Raw genomic sequence first — 22153 nt, forward strand, 5'->3', positions numbered from 1 at the left:
ACAAAAACAACAGTAACAAGGTCAGCGGCAAAGGCTGACCTTATTACTTGGCAGCCTTACTTATTAGTTGTCGATGCCAGCGTAAAGCGTCGCCTAAGCATTTGGATTAACGCGGGGGAAACTGAAGCTAGTATCATCCCTGCCATCAGTAGATATTGATGTGAGTTATAAGATTCATTGACTAACAAAATGCCACTGATAATCCCTGCTATTGGATTCGCAATACTGCCAAAGGTAAAGTCAACCACACTCATACGCTGTAATAACCATACGTATAAGCCGTAACCGAGCACTGTGTTTAGCAGCACAATCCAGCCAATCCCAAAGCTATTCATTAGACTAAATCCAGAGGCTATAGCTAGATACTTATCTGCTGAGAATAAAGCCTCAATGCCTGAGACCAAAAGTAGCAAGGTGCCGCCAATAATGAGCTGCCACGTCAGTACCGTCCACCAATGAATACGTGTGCCGAGTTCTTTAGTCATGGTGCTGCCAACAATAATGCAGCTTATTGCGGCCAACATAGCGAACAGCCCGACAGGGTTTAAACTGATGGAGCTTGGGTCAAACAGCTGCCAAGCCAAGATCACAATAACGAGACCGGATATAGCTTGTAGTAGATTAGGGCGTTTTTTATTAATCAGCCAATGAAATAGCATGGCAAATACGGGCACCGAAACCATACCTACACCTGATAATGCTGAGGGCAGTGTCAAAGCCATTACAAAAATGAGGCTGAAGAAGATGGCAATATTGATGGCACCGAGTTTAACTAAAATTGGCCAGTCAGCTCTATTCGGTAGGCTAGGTTTAATTGCCAGTAAAATTAATCCAGCAGGCAAGGCACGAATCGCTCCTAGTAGCAGTGGCGGCCAGTCGGGCAGAGTAAGCTGCGTCATGGCGTAGGTTGTGCCCCAAAAAAATGCCGGGATCATGGCAATAAACACATTCATAAACTACCTTTGCATTAGGTATCTTTATGTAAAGATATATTTCATTGTGGACCGATAGTTTATTTTTGTAAAGTCTCTTCTTATAAAGTATCTTCGCGTAAAGTATCTGAGTGTTAAGTTTATTAGTGGTGTGCCTGCTTGACGCAAATTAAAGGTGAAAAATGGAAGATATCGATAAGGTTATAGCACAGTGGGCCAAAGAGAAGCCGCATTTAGATACGCTGCCTATGGCTATTTTCGGACGTATTATGCGTTTGCAAAAACACATCGAGGCTGAGATTGCAGCTTGTCATAAACAATACGGCCTTACCATGGGCGAGTTCGATGTCTTAGCGACATTAAGGCGCTCAGGAGAACCGTTTAATCTCACACCATCAGCCTTGTTGTTATCGATGATGCTCACCTCGGGAGCCATGACCAACCGTTTAGATAAGCTTGAAACCAAAGGCTTAATAGAGCGAGTGCACAGTAAACAAGATCGCCGCAGTGTATCGGTGGGCTTAACTGAAAAAGGCTTTAACACCATAGATAAAGCCATTGAAGACCATGTGCGGATCCAACACAAATTAGTTGAACAGTTGTCAGATGCTGAACAACCCGCGCTAAACCTACTGTTGAAAACCTGGTTAGCAGGGTTTGAAGGCGCTGGAGAGGGGGTAACCAATTAGATTTAATGCCTTAGATTTATTCTCAGGTTTACGTCTTGCGAATTAAAGATGATAAATCATCCCAAGCTTATTGCACCGCAAGGCCTGCAAAGTTGTTGGCCTTGTTTTACACATATGACAATAAGTCCCGTACTAGCCACTTATAGCGAGCTATCCCTCTCAGTTTACATACTGTACTTTCGCCTGGTTGATTTTTACTTTAGGATGCACAGCATCTATCGCTGTTAGTTGTAACCCTATGAATTTTATTAAATCTATTATTACTCTTGGCTTTATGTTCATCAGCTTATTATTTGTGGGTTGCAGCGATCAAGCAAAGCGTAAACCCATTGAGTGCAATACCTTTGAGCGCTGCTATGTATTGAGCTTGATAGCCGGGGAAGAAGCGCTGCAAAGCCACACTGAGTTTAGCCAGCTCAAAGTAGTGGTTGCAGTAGATTATGACGTTGGTAAAAGTACTGAAGTACAAACTAAGGTTAAAAAGTCGAGCGGTTCAGCGACATTTGATGCACTTGCTAAGCAGGAGTTACAAGGTTCAATCGAAGCATTATTGCCTGTTTTGGCGACACTTTCTGAAGAGGAACAAGAGAAAGGCGAGTCATTCAATACAGACTTTATTATGAAAACAGCCGATTTCCCCGTTGAGCCAAAAGTCGAACTAGAACCTGAGTTAGTTGAATATTTCTTTGATAATGGCCAGTTGAAGCTCCGCGGCTATGAGCTAGGAATTGATAGGGTGGGTCATTGGCAGACTTTTTATGAGGATGGCACACTACATTATGACGAGCACTACCCTGCGGGAATAAGAAAGCGTTTTCATGAAAATGGTCTGCTCGCACAAGAGGGATTTTTTGATGAAGGGCTAGAGCAGGGCGAATTTACAGATTACCACGACAACGGCAGCCTTAGAGCTAAGCGTAACTTTAAAGATGGCCAGATAGTCGGCTTCGCTGAATCTTATTCAGAGGATGGAACACTAGAGCAGCGAGCTAATTTTGATGCTAAAGGCAATGGCACATTACAAGAGTTTTGGCCTAACGGACAGCTGAAATGGGACACGGCGGTTATTAATGGTCAGCCTAGTGGTGAGCAGAAGTACTATGACCCGCAAGGTGAGCTAGTAGTTGCAAAGGCGATCGCAGCGGCCAAGGTGTTTCAGCAAAGCATTACTGATAATGATATTGATACTTTTATGCGCTTTATTCTTGATGAAGAGATAATGTTTGAAGGCGCAAGAGTCGCTTATCAACGTATTATTTGGCAGTTCACCGAAAAGATGAAGTCAGGCGCTTTTAGTCAAGATTCAGCGACATTTACAGAGCCCACTCAAATGTTTATTGATGGTGATGAGTATTGTGCTTATTTGCCGATGACAATTAGTACACAAACTGCAGAAGGCAAGATATTCAGGAACTCTGCTTTATTGGGATACTCTACCGATATTGGTAAAACGTGGAAGTTTGTTGATGCTAGCGATGGCCACGATGTGATTGGTGCAGTGCTACCGCTAATACCTAATGATTTGATTATCCCAAAGTTTGCCGAGCCTAAGATAATGGCGCGTGATTAAAGCTTGAGGTTTAATAAGGATGTAGACGCAAGCGCTTGCCTAGAATGCTTATGAATGGCACTAATGAATAGTGCATACGAGAAATGTTTACTGCTAATAGCCGTAGAAACAAAAACGCCTTGTAGCAAAGACTGCACAAGGCGTTTAGGATGACTTCTGTCGCAGTATTCAAGCAGTTTACTGCAAGAGCAGGCGCTTTTACTTTTGCAACTGGGCTTTAGCCGCTTCAACTTTAGAAAAGTCTAAACCTAGCTCTTCAACAGCTTCTTTAATCAATGCAGGGTTTTGCATCACAAGACCCATTAGCTGTTGTAGCTTTTCAGGTGGAATACCTAGCTGGCCAATAACCGCCATCGCCATCATTGGGTTTTCAGTCAATGTTTGAAACAGCTCTTTAGCTTGCTCATCACTGACGTTATGTTCTTTCAAGATCGCAAGAATCGGGTTCATTGCATTACCTTTATATTGGCTAAAATAAAATAGGCATAGATTCTAGCACCCATTGATAGCCAAAGGGCAGTAATAGCGCTCAATACACTGACAGCAAGCTAGTCTCAGCCCCGTTGCCATAGTCTTAGGCAAAATGAGTATTATGACTGCTTTGCGATAAACTGTGCTTTGGTGATGCCATAGTGCACGCGGTCGTCAAACCCCTGCGCCATTTTGAAATAATCTTTTTGGGTACCTTCATGCACAAAACCACATTTTTGCATGGTTTTATAAGATCCCACGTTACTTAGATAGCAATCTGCGGTGACTTTATGTGCATCAAGCTCAGTAAATGCAAGCTGAGTTAAAAATCCACAAGCCGCTGTGGCAATGCCTTGTCCCCAAGCATGCGCTGGTAATTGATAACCAACTTCAAAGTTACCCTGCATAAACATAACCGCGGGTAAGCCAGCCATTCCCATATATTGACCATCAAGATCACGAATAATCACTGTGATACTCTCTGGCCACTCACTTTTGCTAATGGCTTCAGCGGTATTGTCAATGATGGGGTTAAAAAAGCCCTGATAAACTTCAACCGGAGAGGGGGCGAAAAATAAAAACTCAGCGACTTTGGGATCGTCGAGCATAGTAACGATATCGCTAAGATCTTTGTCTTTAATTAACTCAATGGTTAATGAGTCTGTTAAAGGAATGGCTTGACCCGATTTAAACTGTGTAATTGACAATGCAGTGACCTTAATAATGAATATGCGCTCATCATAGCGTGGCCAATCTGCTAGCGATTGAACATTTGCGACAAGTTTCAGTTAACGCTTGCTCAAACCCATTTCTGCAAACAGCTTTAGCGGCACAGCCTTACTCAGCCGTCTTATTCTTCTTATTCAAAGTCTCCATAAACATCGATAACCAAATCACGGGCACTGATGTAACCCGCAGGGGTTACGCCTAAGATCTTTTTCATCTGGCGGATCAAATGTGGCTGATCGCTAAAGCCATATTGATCGGCTAAAGCGGCCCAGTCCGGATTTAACGGATGCTGGTATAGATGGGTAAACAATGCCTCAAATTTCACTATGGTTTGATATTGCTTAATGCTCAAGCCAACCACTTTACTGTAGGCGCGCTCTAAGGTGCGTTTAGTACAAAAGCACTGCTCGGCTAAATGCTCGCTGCTGAGCATGCCATTGCTTTGTTCGATAAAGAGTAAGGACTTTTCAACTAAGTTTACCGTGGGATTGGGCTTTGCGATGGTGAGCAGCGGGCTGAGATCTCGCTCAACCTGCTGTAGCAGTGTTTCTTTATCAGCTTGCACGATTAAGGCTTGATAGCGTTCAGGCGGCAGTAAACCATCCAGCCAATTTATTTTTACACATTGGTCGATAACTCCTGCTTGCTGTTGCTTAAGTTGATACAGCGCCGTGGGAGTAAAGCGAAAACCTAAACGGGTCAGTGGCGGTTTATCATCAAGGATCAAAGTCTGAGTATTGGCTGTAAGCAAGTAGCTGCCACTGCCTGAAAACTGAGCTTTAGCACTGGTGTATTGATAGGGCTGCTGGCTGGGCGAAATTATATAATGGGCATTAACATTGGGCACCAGTTGCGGCATGGCATCAATGTTGTCGTCAGCAGAAACATCGAGATACCACACCCAATCAATCAGGTGTTTTAGTGAGTCTATTTGGTGTTTCCAGGTGATCATTACTATCTCGATAAAAGGCCCTGTTTAAATATAACAGGCTTTGGCTGACTCCCTTGAGATGTTTAAGGAATAAAACGCGCATTTCTGTTGGTGTTTTATGCAGTTAAGGCGCTGTTTGTTGATACATTCTGCAAAAGTTACTCGTCGCTATATAGCTATGCTGCAGCCTTGGTTAAGCTACGCGAAATTTATAGCATTCGCTTGGTGTTAGTCAAAAGGTAGTTGGCATGCAAAGGTCAGAAGTCAGTATGAATCGGTATTTATCAGGCGTCTTTTTAGAAGACAGGCCTGTAAGCAAACGGGTATTCAATTTAGTGATTGGCTTAGTGTTAATCTGGGGATTTAGCATTAACTATCTTGCTGTTGCGTATTTTCCGCTTGAAATACTGCAATGGATAAATCCTTGGGTTTTACTGGTCGTTGTGTTTGGCTCATTAATGGGTGGCTGCTTGATTATGTTCAAGTATCCAGTGCCCTTGATTAGTTTTTTAGGCTACAACCTGATGACCTTGAGCATCAGTATTACTTTGAGCCTATTCCTACAAGGGTTTACTGCTGCAGAGGTGGCGCTCGCTGTCGAGTATACAGCTGGGATTACCTTACTAATGATCATTACCGCAACGCTTGTGCCGCAGCTCTTTTTTAGCTTTGGCAAGGTGTTATGCGTGATTGGCGGATGGATCGTGGCTGTTGAGTTTACTTGGCTACTGCTCTTTGGCCATAGTCACGACATGATCCATTTGATTGTTGCGCTGAGCATGTGCGGTTACATTGGTTATACTTGGGCGGCTGCTTGTGAGTGTGGCGAAAGCTTAGATGAAGCGATAGATTTTGGTGGCATGCTGTATATGCACATCATTAATTTATTTATTCGTATTCTGCATCTTATTGCATCGCTGCGATCGTAATTTGCTAGCCAATGAGATTAAACCAAGAAGCACAGCTTAGGCTGTGCTTCTTGGTTTCTATGATTGAATTATAGTGGGTTTAAGTAGGCTTTTACTGCAGTAAGCCGCACTGTAGCACCGCCAATAATATCGAGAAATCCTAATATAGATAATGGCTTATTAGCGCTAATCCACGCAGAGCCTGTTGCGCCAATCGGCAGCATGGCCATGGTGGCATCATCCACTTCAAGTACCACGGTTCTACCCACAGGCATTGAGCCTAAATTGATATGGCGAGATACCATCTGCTCGCGGGGCAAGATATCGCCTTGAGCTTCACCTGTTGCCTCCACCTTGCTGTGAACTCTTGCTCGGAATATTTGGCCTGGGTAAGCGTCAATATAAAACTCGGCAAACTGGCCCGGTTGAATATAGGCAAAGGATTGGTCGGGAATACGCATCTCGACAAATTTACGACCCGTATCCCAGAGGTGCATGGCTCCGACACGTGAGCCATCGGCGATATAAACGTGGGTCACCATGCCGTCAAATGGCGCACGAACTTCGAGTCTTTTAAGTTCGAACTCTTGCTTACGTAGCTGAGCATATTGCACCTCTAACTGGGCATGTTGCACCTTGATCTCAGCCTTGATGATCTCAACATTATCTTCAGCATTTTCTAAGTCACGCTCGCTAACGTGCTGACCAAGCTCTGTTTTGCGTTGGTAAGTTCGTTTTGCTTGTGCTTGTTTAACTTCGGTGGCCTCAATGCTGCGTTCAACCTCGTTAATGCGCGCCTGGAGTTCATCAATCGCGCTACTGACTTTGTCATCGACCAATGTATATAGGAGCTCCCCCTTTTTTACCTGCTGATTATGATCGATGGCAACGGTTGCTATTTGTTGGCCGAAAGCGGGTGATAGGATCGCATGGGGCGCTCTGACCGTGGTGGAGTTAGTTAAATCTGCTGGCGAGTAAAAGCGATGAGCTAAAAATAGCGTCACCGCAATTAAGCAACCCACAAATACGCTGATAAAGTAGTTGCGGGGTCTGGACTTAATCACTTTGAACTTAAACAGTAACCAGACGATAAAAATATACGGCAGCATTATCTCTTTCATGCGCGGGTTCCTCTAATCCATTCCTGTACACGGTCCCAGTCGGTAACGATGGCAATAACCGCCAGTACCCAAAGCGGTTTCCAAATTAGGCCCAACATACATAGCCAAAAAACCAATTTGGCTTGTCGCATACCGCGCTCTTTGGCCAAATACTTAGGTAAGGAATGTAAGTGCCATAATTTCATCGCTAGCCAGCTAAATATGCCCAAAGTAATTAAAGTGACAACCCACATAAAGGCGACTGAATTGAGTAAAACCATTACGTTGGGGAGGTTCTCGTAGACTAAATTAGTGTCATGGATCTTCATTAAACTCTCTTAGGTTAATCACTCACTAGGCTAAAAAAAGCATTAAATTAAAATGAATATTAGCGGTCGCTAGCTGAACCTAAGTTGAACTCTAAGGGGGTCTTGTGATTCAGAATCAATAAATAGTGATTGGTTTAGACTACATGGCAAGTGAAACTAACTTTATCTTCTATAACGTTAATGGTGGCAGCGAGTTGTATATGCAGCGTATGGCTAAGGCGGGGAGTTTGGTTGGCAGACCATTTAACCATGGTGAGGGCTGGAACCGTTTATCGATTGGTACTGTGTCGCAGATGCAATATTTCTGTAAACCTTAGCTAAATTTAGAGAGCTTGGCTGGGTGTAACGAGTAAGGTTAGCTCGTTGCAGGTTTGGCTACTTTGGTTTTATCGTACCAAAGTGTGTACACGAGCTTAGGTTGCTCTCAATTTTGTATTAAATCGCTAAGTACATAAATGACTATGTAAGCGTTTGTATCATTGATATTGGTCAGGAATAACCATATTTATCACTGATGATTTAATCACTTTCCTTTGTAAATCATTTAGAAGCTAAGTTATTTGAGTTTTAACTCTGTTTTTACATTTGTGCATACTTTTCTATACAAAATGACTTTGTATGTCTGTACTATATGGCCTCAATGGGTCGTAGGTTTGTGATGATAATGGATGAGCTAATGGAAGCCTCTTTCTTTTAATCAGTTTTCTAATCTGTGATTTTTAATAACCATGAATTATAGGAATAATAATCGTGTTGAAGAAAAGTCTCGTTTCCTTGTTTGTTTCTAGTGCTTTAATAAGTGGCTGTGGTAGCTCAGATGACAACGCTCCAATCGAAATCCCCAATACCGCGCCTATGCTAAGTGCCGAGTTTGTTCCATTGACAGAGAAGTCAGCCTCGACGCTGTCAGTATCTGCGAGTGACAGTGATGGCAGTATCGCAAGTTATTTATGGGAGCAAACCGCCGGTCCAGAGCTAGAACTTACAGGTATCGATACGGCGCAAGTTGCTTTTACAGCACCAGCAGTCGCGAGTGATACGCCAATCAGTTTTAAAGTGACTGTTACTGATAATGAAGGCGCAACGACAGCAGTTACCGCTGACACCAATATTGAACGTATTGAAAATATCTATAAATTAGCTGGTAAAGTCGTAGGTGAGCAATATGCTGGCGCTAAAGTGGCTGCGACTGTTGGTGATGAGGCTGTAGAAGGCTTAGCCGATGAGGCGGGTAACTTTAGCGTTGATCTAGCTGTTGATGATGATGTTGAGTTGAACTCGAGTGTGAAGCTAACCGCGGCTACAGAATCAAGCTTGGAACTCGCTTCGCTTTTACCTTCATTATCTCAGTTGAGCGGACTTATTGTTGAGGTTCAGGCAAGTCCAAAGTATCAAAGAGTCGCATCTCAAGGCGTACAAGCGGTAGAGGATACGCCTGCTATCTCTGTCTCTGCAGTATCGACGGCATTATATAGTCTTCTCGTTGCTGCCAATGGCGGTGAAGAGCCTAGTAATTTAGAGGCCTTTGAACTCGTTGAAAGTCAGATTGATCCAGATGCCTTGATTGAGGCTGCTGCTGTTGTACAGATCCTAATTAATAGTGATGAAGCGATACTTGCAGAGGGGACCGACTTAGTCTCGGTACTCGCCGATCCTGCTCAATATAATGCATTGGTTGAAACCATTGAGGAAGCGACGCCTGGCGCGATTGAAAAAGCGATCGATACAGTTGTTACCGATCCAGAGTTAACGCCACCAGTTGAAGCCGCGGATATTCCATCTTTATATTACCAAACTACTCCAGTAGCACCGACTTTCATTGCCCGAGGCGGCAGTCGTTATGAGTTTGCCGATGATAACAGTGGTGAGCTTGCAACTAGTAGCGGAGTGTCCCTGTTCACTTGGCTAGTTGAAGATGGAGATATTCTACTCACATATACTGAGGCTCAAGCTAGTGCGAGCTACCCAAGTGTTAGCTCGTTAGATAAACTCTCACAAGAGCAGAGAGACAAGATTATCGCGGCAGGGATCACTCAGGCTGTAGTGAGTAATGAACCAATAACCGAGCGTATGACGCGCCTGACAACAGGATCTGCACTAGATACTTATCGAGTAGAAAGTGTCACTAAAGTGACCATGGATCCTATTGATGTCGGTAGTGAGATTATTACTGCGGAGACTTGGGAGAGTAAATATTCCTCTGATACTTTGATGCGTAAGTCGGCAACCGCAGGTGTTGAGTTCGTCGATACGAATATTGCCGGTTTATGGGGATTTGAGGTCTATAACGACATAAGCAAAGACAGTAATCACTTTGAAGTGCTGGAATTTCTAGCTGGTGGCAGTGGTGTGAGTAAGGACACTGGTGCTGAGTTTGATTGGTCTGTAACAGACGGCACTTTAGTACTAGTCTTTGCTGACTTTAATCAATCTTACTCAGTTATCGATAGTGGTGCTGGTGATTTGGCTATCTACTCAGAAGCGTCTGATAAAGATGGTCAGTTGCTTGCGTCGTTATTTGGCTTCGCGACTCAGTTAGATGCGGAGACAAGTTTTACTGTTGAAACCGCTTTAACAGGCACAGAGCAATATTGGCAAACTACAATTAATCAGTGGTCAGCCGACTCCTGGGATGGTGATAAGCTGAATTACTGCTATTCAGTAACGAGTCTGGATTGCACTGCAGCCGAGAGCGTATTTTTTGGCTTCCAAACGCGAGATGACAACTCTGGAACTCGCTTTTGGGACGCCGAAGGCACACCGCCAAATCTTATTAATTATTCAGGTAATGTAATGACTTGGGCCATTGAGACTAACGGCAAGTTAAAGCATAGCTTTGCCGATTGGAAGTGCTGGGATAAAGACGAGTCTTGCTGGTACCGCGAATGGCGTTTACTAAAAGTGGTTGATGGTCGTATTGGTAAGCGTTTTTATGTACAAGAGTCGCAGGTGGGTCGTAATAACTCTACTGATGACTGGTACTACGGTATTGCGCCGCGCTGGAACATGTATGAGCTGATTGACCTAGAGTACTTCAATAACGTCAACTCAGAGCAAGCAAACTCACCGAGTAAGCGACTATCGAGCAGCCCAATGGGTAACTCTGCGCCTCAACGCATGATCCTTGAGCCAAATAGAGTATCTATGCTCAACCAGTAATCTAAAGTAAATATGTAGGACTTTGTTGCATATAGAGTTCACGAATAAGGCCTCTTCTTAGTTTTAGAAGGGGCCTTTTATTTTTGTCTTCTTAGTTAAACTTTGTGAGTTAGCTTGGGTGTAGTGAGTCATGGTCTGCTAACCGTTGGCAGTTAGCTGTGTCGTCGGGGCTGGGAATATAGGTTTAATCTTTTGCTGGAAATTTGATAGGTTTGGCTTTACTGCTATTAATGCCTAATATTGAGTTATTGCAGCCAAAAGAGACAGCCTGCTATGTCACCTTTCTCAGCAGAAGATCAAAGTCTAGAACAGAACCAACTTTTAATCTCCAACAGGATTACCGATCTTATCGGTAATACAGCTCTGTTACGCATTAATAGCCTGAGTCAGTTGAGTGGCTGTGAGATCTTGCTTAAGTGTGAGCAGCAAAACCCCGGAGGTTCTATCAAAGATCGCGCCGCCCTGCAGATGGTGCAAGATGCTGTTGCTAGTGGCAAGTTAACGCCTGGCATGACTATCGTTGAAGGTACGGCAGGGAACACGGGGATAGGACTCGCGTTAGTCGCCAAAGCATTAGGTTTTAAGATGCTGGTGGTCATGCCCAAAGGCCAGGCGCGGGAGAAAGAGCAGATGATCTCGCTTTATGATGCCGAACTTAAATTGGTGGATGCGTGTCCTTTTGCCAATCCGGATCATTTTTATCACACAGCCAAGCGGCTAGGCGAAGCCCACGATGACTACTGGTGGGCGGATCAGTTTGAAAATACCAGTAACTGCAAGGCTCACTTTATTCGTACAGGCCCTGAGATCTGGCAGCAAATTCACGGCAAGATCGATGCGTTAGTGTCTGTTGCTGGCACTGGTGGCACCATTGCTGGCAACTCACGTTATCTATCTGAGCAAAATCCACAGCTACAAACTTGGCTAGTAGATCCCGATGGTTCAGGCATTTATCACTACCTTAAAACAGGGCAATATGCCTCTAGTGGCAGTTCTTTTACCGAAGGGATCGGCATTATGCGTTTGGTGGAAAACTTTAATCAGGCGAAGATCGATAAAGCGATCACCTTACCTGATGTTGATTTAGTAGCGATTGCGCGTCATGTGAGAGAGCATGATGGCATTGTGCTCGGTAGCAGCGCGGCGCTAAATGTTGCAGGGGCTTTATACGCTGCAGCTAAAATGGGCAAAGGTAACACCATAGTGACTTTTTATTGCGATCTTCCCGAGCGTTCTGCTTGTAAGCTTTACAATGAGCAGTTTCTTGCAGAGAAAGGCTTTAGCGGTGAGAGCGAAGCCGTGGTAGAGATGTTTAAGCGCTACCAAAATCAGCCTGAAGCTGCGGTGGTAGACGTTTTTAGCCATGTGTAAATGTACTTTTAAGCCATTAGGCTCATGGCAACTTAATCTATTAACCAGTTATTATGTAAAAGCATTTATATTGGGAGCTAAGTAACATTTTTCGGAGTATTTATTGATTATTAGCTTATGCCACTAGATAGTTCGCTAAAGTAGCTATTAGCGTTTTATTGCCTTGTTGTTTATAACAAAGGCAACCCAGTAGGCCGAGTTGATGAAAAGTGTCCCAAGTATTGAATTTAGAGCGGCGAATATCCATAAAGCAGGTGTAGAAATACTGGATCTAGAACACTTTTATACCAAGCTGGCAAAGTGTAATTTTTGCCCATCACAACCGCATCGGATTAACTACTTCTGTTTTATCTACATTACGGAAGGTGAGGGTGGCCACTTTGTTGATTTTAAATATCATGAGTTTACACCAGGCAGCTTTATTTTTGTGAATAAGCACCAAGTGCATGCTTTTGATCTGCAAAGTCGACCTAAAGGTAAAATGATCAATATTACCGAAGATTTTTTAAATACTATTTTAACCAATATCCGTATTCCGTTTTTTACCCCCACTCATCTAGTCAGTTCGCAGCAACCCTTGCTGGTGTTGAGTACCGCCTTGGTGAGTAGCTGTGACAATCTGCTGTTTGAGATAAATAAAGCGCAGGAGAGTGACACGGGGAATCCGTTATTAGTGCAGCTGCTATTTTCGTCCTTACTAGTGGCTTTAGCCTGTGAACGAAAAACGCAAGCAGAGCATCTAAGCGAGGCGCAAGCACTGCGTTTTCAGCAGTTTTTATTATTGATAGAAAGTCATACCGTCCATACCCGCGACGCATCTGAATATGCCGAGATGTTGCACATCTCTTATAAATCGCTAAATCAATTATGTAAGCAAGCTAGCGGTCAAACAGTAAAGCAGCTGATTGATGCTCATACCATTCTTGAGATCAAACGTCGGCTTATTATTGGTCGCGATAAGATCCAAGAGATCGCTTATGAATTAGGGTTTGATGATGTGACCTATTTTGTGAAATTTTTTAAACGCCATACTCAGCTTACACCGTCTCAGTTTAAAGAGTGTTCAGCTGCTTAAGCTAACTTCTCTAGTATCGCACTTGCTAGTAAGTCAGTAGCCTCATAATTAAAAGCCCTCAAGTTCACATAGTTATTGCTCGGTACGAAAATCACCATTTTTGGGATGATAAGTCCATTACTACTTAAGTGGTAATTGACTACTTTCTATTTTGTAGAATATAGAACTCACTAATAACAAGACCAATAATAGCTTTTCTAAGCATATCAATTCATCTGATGAGCCGTTTTTTGCCCCTTTGAAAAAGTGGTGATGAATTTTTATACGTATGTGAGTTGCCATATTTTATTAAAGGCTTACCGCTGTTGTGTAAGGCAAATATAAAAAATTATGTAAAAACTTACATATAAAGAGAAGATGATTTTTGCAGGGAATATCATGATGAACAATATAAACGTTTCATATAAAAAACTCTTACTCGCGAGTATGATTACCGTATTGGTGGGCTGTGGCTCGGACAATGATGATGTCGTAACACCTCCTCCAAGCGACAACAACGCTCCGATTGCACAACCTACATCAGCTACCGCAATAGTGGGCACGCCTGTCATGGTCGATGCTATCGCTAATGACAGCGATCCTGATGGTGATGCACTAACACTGACAGTGGTTGAGCTTACCGAAGGTAGTGGTGCAGGCGTGATTCAGGATAATCAGTTATTGTTTACTCCAGATCAGCCGGGCACAGTGGTGTTTAGCTACACGGTTGCCGATCCTCAAGGCGCGACAGATAATTCAACTGTGACGATTAAGGTGTCTGAGGGGACCGAAACTGGCAGCTTTGTTGGTACGCAAACGTGCTTGACTTGCCACACAGATAAAGCAACGTTCCTAGAAACGGGTCATAACTTTAAGTTAAGTAAGGTAGAAAATGGCGAGGCACCGCAGTTCCCATTCTCTTCACTAGAAGGTTCGGTTGAGTTGTTATATGGCGCAGATAACAGTGCAGGAACACCCAATAGTTGGGATGAAGTCAGCTATGTTATTGGTGGTTACTATCGTACAGCTATGTACTTAGATAAAAATGGTTACATTCTATCTGGTACCGGTGTGCGAGCAATTCTGCCTGAAAATGGTGAGGATTTTAGCATTGATCATATTTCGGGATACGCGCCAGGTGGAGAGCCAGATTCCCATTCATTTGATTGTGGTCACTGTCATACAACAGGTTGGAAAGACTATACGCCTGATTCACCATTAAACCCTAATCATCAAGATGGACTCGTTGGTATCGAGGGAACTTTTGAGATGACGGGTATTCAGTGTGAAGCTTGTCACGGGGCAGGCGATAAGCATATTAAGACTCAATCTGCTGATGATATCGACCGTATTGCAAAAGGCCGTTATAGCTCTGATTTGCAACAAGCGGATATGGCGTTTGGCAAAGCCATTACCTGTGCTGAGTGCCACAGTAAAAAAACTAATCGTAAGTTCCCGACCTTTATCAGTGAGCATAACCAAGACTTTGGTGGCGATAACATAGGTGGGCGTACAATTCCTTATGATATCGGTGGTCGAGTAGCGGGTGATGCACTATTAGGTATGGATGCTGATACGGGTGAAATCACCGGTAAGAAGCATGATATGGCGTGTCATACTTGTCATAACCCACATCAGTCTAAAATCAATAGCGATCAACCTGGCCATGAAAATGCCATGGTGAGAGAGTGTATCGATTGTCACTACGACAAGCCATTTACTCCTGAGCTTGAAATACATAGCTTTGTGGCCAAGTGCGAAAGTTGTCATATGCCAAAAGATAAGCACTTTTTCAGAATTAACTTAGACTATCCTGCCGATAGCCCAGAGAATTTCTCGAAAGACGGTAAGTATGTCCAACCTTGGAATACCTCTAAAGACAGCTGCTCAAGCTGTCATAAAGAAGACTTCGATGCGCGTGCCGCTTTAATTAATAAGATGCACCTGTAATCGGCTAAAAGCATAGGGCTACTATTAAGGCGCTAGCTTAAGTTCTACCATTAAAGCTTTACCATATTAGCCCTGCAATTGCTGCGGGGCTTTTTATTACTAACTGAAAGCACTTCTGCTTAGAGTACTCTTTCTCTGTAGCACATCCTCCCAAAGCGCTTATTTCAGTGCATTCATTCGTATATTCAAATATTTAAAATTGTTAATAAATGGGTTTCATTTGAACCGCATTAAGCAATATTTTGTCCTAAAAGTAGATAAAACCCAGATGGGTGTTATGACGCTAAATACAATGATTAAGGCTATGGAATGAAATGTCTTATTGACACTAGGTGGTCATTTTGACAATAAAGTTTATTATCAAAAAGACATTGTTGTTTTGGGTTTATAGTTAAAAGTCTAGATAAATCAATGCAGTAAAAGATTGGCACGTTAGCTGCTATTACTCAGCCAAGTTTAGTGTAAACGCACTAGTTGAATTGAGTAATAGGTGAGCATATGACAATCCATGTAAAGAACAATATCCATTGGGTAGGCCAGCGCGACTGGGAAGTACAAGATTTCCACGGTACTGAATTTAAGATGACTAAAGGTACGAGCTACAACAGTTATCTTATTCGCGAGCAAAAGACGGTATTGATCGATACCGTTGACCACAGATTTAGCCAGCAGTTTATTCAAAACCTAGAGATGGAGATCGATCTACATCAGATTGATTATATTGTTATTAACCATGCTGAAGAAGATCATTCAGGTGCACTGGTTGCATTGATGGCAAAAATTCCTAACACGCCGATTTACTGTACCGAGAATGCGGTTGATTCGATAGTGGGTCATCATCATCACCCTGAGTGGAACTTTAATGTGGTGAAAACCGGTGACACCTTAGATATTGGTAATGGCAAGCAGCTGATCTTTATCGAAGCACCAATGCTGCATTGGCCAGACAGTATGATGACCTACCAAACTGGCGATGCTGTGCTGTATAGCAATGATGCCTTTGGCCAGCACTATTGTGATGAGCACCTGTTTAACGATGAAGTGGATCAAACTGAGTTGATGGATCAATGTTTACGTTATTACTCTAATATTTTGACCCCTTTTAGCAGCCTAGTCACCGCGAAAATTCATGAAGTGCTGAGCTTTAATGTGCCAGTGGATATGATCGCAACCTCTCACGGCATTGTATGGCGTGATAATCCGACTCAGATCATTCATCAGTATCTTGAGTGGGCGAATGATTACCAAGAAGATCGCATTACCCTGTTTTACGATTCTATGTCAAATAACACCCGTATGATGGCCGATGCGATCGCGCAAGGGATCCATGATGTTGACCCCGGTGTGACGGTTAAAGTATTTAATGTGTCGCGCCAAGATAAGAATGACATACTGGCCAGTATCTTTAGATCGAAAGGGATCTTGGTGGGCTCATCAACCATGAATAACGTGATGATGCCAAAAGTGGCTGGCATGCTTGAAGAGATCACCGGCCTACGTTTTAAAAATAAAAAAGCCGGCGCGTTTGGTAGCTTTGGTTGGAATGGAGGCGCTGTGGATCGCATTCATACTCGCTTAACCGATGCGGGCTTTGAAACCACGTATGGCATGAAAACTAAATGGCGACCAGACGGTAAAGCGATGCGCGAATGTCGTGATTACGGCAGACATATTGCTAAGCAATGGGCGCTTAAAGATCTATCTGAACCATTAAAGCAAAACATTGTTAACCGTGAACAACCCCAAGGTGATTTGGCTGTAGAATGTTTCACTCCAAGTGCTCCAGCGGCCGTTAGCGCTAGTGACACCAGCGAACAACGCATGCTCTGCACAGTGTGTAACTGGGTTTATGATCCCGCAATTGGCGAGCCTAACCAGGGGGTACAGCCAGGCACGACATGGGCCGATGTTGCTGAAGACTTTCTCTGCCCCGATTGCGGGATTGGTAAAGGCGTATTCCAAGCAATAGCAGAGGCTTAGTGTGATGAAGGACCAACATGATGCACCGATTATCATTATTGGCAGTGGCTTTGCTGCTTACCAACTGATCAGGGCGATTAGGCGTAGCGATCCCATCACTGCGATTCACGTTTTTACTGCTGACAAGGGTGATGATTACAACAAACCAGACTTGAGCCATGTGTTTTCAAAGCAGCAGCTAGCGAGTGATCTGGTGCGAATCGCAGGATCAGAGTTAGCCATAGAACTGAATTTTGAGTTACATGCCAACACGTATGTGGAAGAGATTGTTCCGAGTCTGCAGCAGATCTGCGCTGCCGGGAAAGCGTATCACTATGCAAAACTGGTGCTCGCAACTGGCGCAAGCACAGTTATCCCGCCAATGTCTGGTAGCGCTGTCGATCGCGTGCTGACGCTAAATAGTTTGCAAGAGTTTCAAGCTTGTCAGCAAGAGCTGCATCAAGCGGAGCGGATCTTAGTGATTGGTGCGGGGTTGATCGGAGTCGAGTTGTCGATGGATCTTGCGAGTGCGGGTAAACAAGTGATCACAGTGGATGCTTGCGATCAACTGATGGCAAATTTATTACCTGAGTATATTGCCAATCAGCTCGCTAAGCAGATGCAGCCGTTGGGCGTGCAGCTTGTGCTTAGTAATACGGTTAGCCGCATCGATTATTGCGCTAATAGCGCAATAATCGAGAACAGTGAGATTAATACTCCTAGCCTTAATCATACTCTTGATCTTAATTATGGTGGGGAGCTGCAAGTCGAATTAGCAAGCGGTGACACTTTTAGAGTCGATCATGTACTGTGCGCCGCCGGCTTAAAACCCAACACTCAATTAGCCAAGCAAGCCGGCCTAGCATTGAATCGCGGTATTGTTGTGGATGACTACCTGCAAACATCTGCGAGCGATGTGTTTGCAATCGGTGACTGCGCTGAAATTAATGGCCAAGTATTAGCCTACTTACAGCCAGCGTTATTGAGCGCTAACGCGCTGGCAAAAACATTATTAGGACAGGCTACACCGTTGGTATTGCCTGCTATGTTGGTCAAGGTTAAAACGCCGCATTACCCAATTCAACTTAGCGGCAATGCCGTAAAAGATGTGAGTCGATGGCAGCTAGATGTTGATGCCAATGGCTGCAGTGTTAAGGCATTTAATACTAACGGCGAGTTACAAGGATTTGTGGTCGCGAAAGAGCATATGGCAAGCGCTTTTACACTACTGAAAAGCTTAACGACAAGCTTAGTTTAAAGCTAAAGATCTCGTTGTTGATTTCTTTAAAAAATAACCAATAAATAAGTCAGCTTAGCTGGCTTTTTTATTGCTGGTTTCTAATTGTGTTTTTGTTGTCACTAGCCATTTTTTTGACACGTTTTTACGCTGTTTTTTGTAATTGATACGTTGCTAATTAGTGTGTATATAATTGTTTTAATATATTTATTTCGTCATTTGTCATGCTAAGTGAGGTAATCTTAGCATGATTGCTAAAATTGCTGGCTAGGTCGTGGAATTTCTAGCGGCGATCGGTATACTCCACGCTCAAAATTCTACCTAAATATTCCTTAAGTCGAGAGATATTTACTATGAGGTTTCAAGTGAAATCAAGGTTTACTTCTACTTTGAACAAAGGCCTGCTGGTAATGTTCATTTTTTTGGGTGTATTCACGTCTCAAGTCATGGCAAGGGATTTAGCCGAGATAAAAGCAGAAGGGGTGCTGCGACACGTGGGCGTGCCCTATGCTAATTTTGTTTCTCAATATGAAGAAGGTAACAAGATTAGCCATAGCGGACTCGATATTGAGCTGATGCAAAACTTTGCGGAGCATCTGGGGCTTGAATATCAATTTGTGCCTGCGCAATGGACAACGGTGCTTGGTAAGCTTACGGGTCGCAATGCCCTGTATGTTGATAAGCAAATTGTTTATGGCGAGCCGATGCCGATAGTTGGCGATGTGATCGCTAATGGCTTGACCACCTTAGATTGGCGCAAGCAAGTTGTCGATTTTTCAGATGACTACTTTCCATCTGCAGTATGGCTGGTTGCGCGCACTGAATCTGACCTTACGCCAATAAAACCCAGCGGCTTGGTTTTGGGCGATATTCGCATGGTTAAAGGCTTGCTTAAAGATCGAGATATTTTGGCGATGGAGCAGTCTTGTTTGGAGCCTGATCTTTATGACCTGTATGCGACAGAGGCTAATATCATTTTACCCACCAAGCAGTTACAGCTTAATGAAATGGTGCCATTTTTACTGACGATTGAAGCTGAAGCGACATTACTCGATGTTGCAGATTCACTGATCGCCATTGATAAGTGGCCTAACGCAATTAAGATTATCGGCCCCATTTCAGAAGATCAAAGAATGGCAATCGGCTTTCGCAAGGATTCCCCACAGCTGCGAGAGGCCTTTAATCAGTATCTAAAGCAGATCCGTGCAGACGGCAGCTATAATCGCTTAGTTAACAAATACTATCCGACCATTTTTCATTATTACAAAGACTATTTTGAGCAAACGGCAGCTGGTAATCACAAGTAAAATGAAACACTTCAAATGGTTCAACAGCAAAACAGCTATCATCATTGCTGGCATTTTATTGAGTGGCTATTTAATCCTAATTTTGACTGTGACTAATCTAGGGCAGAGTCGTCTAAAGGAGTCACAGAACAACGCGCTCAATTTAAGAGTGAGTAATTACACTGAAAACTTAAGCTTTTTCTTCGATGCCAGTGAAAAGAGCATTGCAAATTTAAGTCTGCAGCGAGACGTAAGCACTTATTTCTCAAACTTTGCTGCTGGCATGTCGCTTAAGTATGGCTTAGGTGCAAGCTTGTTTAGCCTGAACCGGACAATAGATAATTTTACTCAGTCGAATAAAATGGATGATCAACTGATCTACTCTAGAGTCATTATTGTCGGGTTAGGTGAAACGGTTATCGTCGATACCGAACCTGAGTTAGGATTTGATATTAGTCAGCTGCCGATTCAAGAGATGGAAACTATCGGCCAGAAGATCCACATCGTCAAAGACGATAAGGGTATTAGTGTCCAGTTATTGCAGACGATTTACCATCAGAACAAGCCGATTGCGATCTTGGTGGCTTATTTCAATACCGATCTGCTCATTCAATTGCTCTCGACTCAGGAGCATAAAGACAGTGGTAGTTGTATTAGGTTGATAACATCAGTAGGTGATGTTTTGGTATGGGATTCACTTCCCGAAAGCGCGACTAAGTTGCAGCGCCAAAGTGGCACCTATTCTACTCATGGCTCAGGGCTCATCTACTTTGAAAAAAGGGTGTACTCGACCCCTTTTAGGTTAGAAGCCTGGTTTGAGCCTGTTAGCGAACAAGATATTTTTACTTCGGCTTGGTTTATTGCGGCTATATCTTTGCTGGCGCTGCCGGTGTTTATGGGACTTATTTATTTAATGCGGGTGAATAACGCTAACTTAGTGCTACAGACACAGGTGGAGTTATCTTCAGAGCAGCAGAATAAGTTAGCAATGCAAAATACCCAATTGCATGAGGAGATCTCTAAACGTAAGGCATCTGAACGTAAGTTGGCTTATCAAGCGACTCATGATGAATTAACTCATTTAGCCAATCGCACCCATGCTATGGCTCGCTTGCAAGAAGCCATTCGTACCGCTCAGGCAAAACAGGCTCAAGTTCTACTGCTATTTATCGACTTAGATAACTTTAAGCAGGTTAACGATACCGAGGGGCATCACGCGGGCGATCAGCTATTAAAGCAAGTCAGTAAGCGTCTACTGAAGTCTGTGCGCACCACTGATATTGTCGCTCGTTTAGGGGGGGATGAGTTCTTGGTGATAGTGCCAGACATACAGCATCAAGACTCCGCTAAGTTGGTCGCCAGCAGTATTTTATCTGTGTTCGAAAACCCGTTTCATATTGGACAACAAGAGTTTTTTATCTCAACCAGTATCGGTATGTCGGTGTACCCTAGGGATGGTAGTAATGCTTCGACGCTGCTAAAACGAGCAGACACCGCGCTGTACAGCGTTAAAGACATGGGCAGAAATGGCTTTAGCTTTTACGATGAGAATATGAATCTCGATGTGCAGCGTAACTTTGCACTCAATGTACGCCTGCATCTTGCTATTCAGCAAGGTGATATCGAGATCTACTATCAACCGATCTTAGATCTTACCACACGTAAGATTGTTGCTGCCGAAGCGCTTATGCGCTGGACCGACAGTGAGCTTGGTTTTGTTTCGCCAGAGGATTTTATTCCTTTAGCGGAAAAAAATGGGTTGATCCATCGACTCGGTGACATTGTTTTACTCGAGGCTTGTACTCAGGCGGCAAGCTGGCAGGCGATAAGCCCGATAACGATTGCGATTAACTTCTCGAGTGTGCAATTCCGTTATTGTGAGCAGTTACAGGCGCGGATTGTGGATGTATTAAGAACGACGGGCTTACCTGCCAGTCAGCTTGATATGGAAGTGACCGAAAGCTTATTGATCGACCAAGGTCATGCCTTGATGCAGATGTTGTCTTATTTAAAACAGCTCGGTGTGGGTTTATCTATTGATGATTTTGGTACTGGTTATTCGGCGTTAAGTTATCTGCAAAAGTTTTCATTTACCAAGCTGAAAATTGATCGCGCCTTTATCAATAAGATGACAACTAGCTCATCTGACGAATCCTTAGTATCGGCGATATTGGCCATGGCTAAATCGTTAAAGCTGAAAGTGGTTGCCGAAGGGATTGAGAACGAACAGCAAGCGCAGTTTTTACAACAGCACAATTGTGAGTTCGGTCAGGGATACCTGTTTAGTCGTCCGGTTCCTGCAGCTGAGTTTACTCAGCTACTACTTAATGATCAGCTATCACTTAATGAGCCGTTATGCAGCCAGCAAGCTGATATCATCCAAAATCGGGATATTAAGCAAGTCAGTTGAACGAGCCCGTTGAATAAGCCAGTGAATGAGTCAGTGAGCAGGACCCGTCGCTGCGATTAAATCAGAAA

General features: G+C 43.6%; 18 protein-coding genes. 12 read left to right on the forward strand and 6 right to left on the reverse strand.

What is annotated here, in order from left to right:
- Positions 1-56: 56 nt before the first annotated feature.
- Positions 57-953 (reverse strand): DMT family transporter, encoded by an 897-nt coding sequence (locus ACVBIL_RS04305; protein ID WP_447165758.1) that lies wholly within the window; start codon positions 951-953, stop codon positions 57-59.
- Positions 954-1114: 161 nt separating this feature from the next.
- On the opposite strand from ACVBIL_RS04305, the gene ACVBIL_RS04310 reads away from it, so the two are divergent.
- Together ACVBIL_RS04310 and ACVBIL_RS04315 are read left to right on the forward strand one after the other, a co-directional pair.
- The gene (locus ACVBIL_RS04310; protein WP_447165759.1) at positions 1115-1621 is read left to right on the forward strand and encodes a MarR family winged helix-turn-helix transcriptional regulator; all 507 of its coding nucleotides are present in this window, start codon (positions 1115-1117) and stop codon (positions 1619-1621) included.
- A 238-nt stretch (positions 1622-1859) separates the two neighbouring features.
- Positions 1860-3191, forward strand: coding sequence for a toxin-antitoxin system YwqK family antitoxin (locus ACVBIL_RS04315; protein WP_447165760.1), 1332 nt, complete (start codon positions 1860-1862; stop codon positions 3189-3191).
- Between the two features lie 198 nt (positions 3192-3389).
- Here the strand turns inward: ACVBIL_RS04315 and ACVBIL_RS04320 are convergent, their stop codons facing one another.
- The 3 genes from ACVBIL_RS04320 to ACVBIL_RS04330 all read right to left on the reverse strand — a co-directional run bounded on the left by ACVBIL_RS04320 (position 3390) and on the right by ACVBIL_RS04330 (position 5343).
- Positions 3390-3641, reverse strand: a complete 252-nt coding sequence (locus ACVBIL_RS04320; protein WP_220765371.1) for a DUF2999 family protein — start codon at positions 3639-3641, stop codon at positions 3390-3392.
- Between the two features lie 140 nt (positions 3642-3781).
- Positions 3782-4369, reverse strand: a complete 588-nt coding sequence (locus ACVBIL_RS04325) for a GNAT family N-acetyltransferase (protein WP_447165761.1) — start codon at positions 4367-4369, stop codon at positions 3782-3784.
- Between the two features lie 152 nt (positions 4370-4521).
- Complete coding sequence (locus tag ACVBIL_RS04330; RefSeq protein WP_447165762.1) at positions 4522-5343, reverse strand: helix-turn-helix domain-containing protein; 822 nt, start codon at positions 5341-5343, stop codon at positions 4522-4524.
- Positions 5344-5570: 227 nt separating this feature from the next.
- Between ACVBIL_RS04330 and ACVBIL_RS04335 the strand changes: the two genes are divergently transcribed.
- Complete coding sequence (locus ACVBIL_RS04335) at positions 5571-6251, forward strand: Bax inhibitor-1 family protein (RefSeq protein WP_447165763.1); 681 nt, start codon at positions 5571-5573, stop codon at positions 6249-6251.
- Between the two features lie 68 nt (positions 6252-6319).
- On the opposite strand, the gene ACVBIL_RS04340 is transcribed toward ACVBIL_RS04335, so the two are convergent.
- Both ACVBIL_RS04340 and ACVBIL_RS04345 read right to left on the reverse strand, forming a co-directional pair.
- Positions 6320-7351, reverse strand: coding sequence for an HlyD family secretion protein (locus tag ACVBIL_RS04340; protein WP_447165764.1), 1032 nt, complete (start codon positions 7349-7351; stop codon positions 6320-6322).
- Complete coding sequence (locus ACVBIL_RS04345) at positions 7348-7659, reverse strand: Mg2+ and Co2+ transporter (protein WP_447165765.1); 312 nt, start codon at positions 7657-7659, stop codon at positions 7348-7350. The genes ACVBIL_RS04340 and ACVBIL_RS04345 overlap by 4 nt, the downstream gene beginning before the upstream one ends.
- Positions 7660-7802: 143 nt before the next feature.
- On the opposite strand from ACVBIL_RS04345, the gene ACVBIL_RS04350 reads away from it, so the two are divergent.
- From ACVBIL_RS04350 to ACVBIL_RS04390, 9 genes are all read left to right on the forward strand, one after another.
- Positions 7803-7976, forward strand: a complete 174-nt coding sequence (locus ACVBIL_RS04350; protein ID WP_447165766.1) for a hypothetical protein — start codon at positions 7803-7805, stop codon at positions 7974-7976.
- A 433-nt stretch (positions 7977-8409) separates the two neighbouring features.
- A complete protein-coding gene (locus tag ACVBIL_RS04355; protein WP_447165767.1) occupies positions 8410-10818 on the forward strand; it encodes a PKD domain-containing protein in 2409 nt (802 codons plus the stop codon).
- 273 nt (positions 10819-11091) lie between these two features.
- Complete coding sequence (locus tag ACVBIL_RS04360; protein WP_447165768.1) at positions 11092-12189, forward strand: cysteine synthase A; 1098 nt, start codon at positions 11092-11094, stop codon at positions 12187-12189.
- 202 nt (positions 12190-12391) lie between these two features.
- A complete protein-coding gene (locus ACVBIL_RS04365) occupies positions 12392-13264 on the forward strand; it encodes an AraC family transcriptional regulator (protein WP_447165769.1) in 873 nt (290 codons plus the stop codon).
- Between the two features lie 381 nt (positions 13265-13645).
- On the forward strand, positions 13646-15193 hold the full coding sequence (locus ACVBIL_RS04370; RefSeq protein ID WP_447165770.1) for an Ig-like domain-containing protein: 1548 nt from the start codon (positions 13646-13648) through the stop codon (positions 15191-15193).
- Between the two features lie 498 nt (positions 15194-15691).
- Positions 15692-17173 carry an anaerobic nitric oxide reductase flavorubredoxin gene (gene norV / locus ACVBIL_RS04375; protein ID WP_447165771.1) on the forward strand — a complete coding sequence of 494 codons (1482 nt, stop codon included), beginning with the start codon at positions 15692-15694 and terminating at the stop codon, positions 17171-17173.
- Between the two features lie 4 nt (positions 17174-17177).
- Positions 17178-18410 (forward strand): NADH:flavorubredoxin reductase NorW, encoded by a 1233-nt coding sequence (gene norW / locus ACVBIL_RS04380; protein WP_447165772.1) that lies wholly within the window; start codon positions 17178-17180, stop codon positions 18408-18410.
- A gap of 389 nt (positions 18411-18799) precedes the next feature.
- Positions 18800-19696, forward strand: a complete 897-nt coding sequence (locus ACVBIL_RS04385; protein WP_447165773.1) for a transporter substrate-binding domain-containing protein — start codon at positions 18800-18802, stop codon at positions 19694-19696.
- A gap of 1 nt (position 19697) precedes the next feature.
- The gene (locus tag ACVBIL_RS04390; RefSeq protein WP_447165774.1) at positions 19698-22085 is read left to right on the forward strand and encodes an EAL domain-containing protein; all 2388 of its coding nucleotides are present in this window, start codon (positions 19698-19700) and stop codon (positions 22083-22085) included.
- Positions 22086-22153 lie beyond the last annotated feature (68 nt).

Source organism: Shewanella sp. 125m-7, assembly GCF_052977045.1.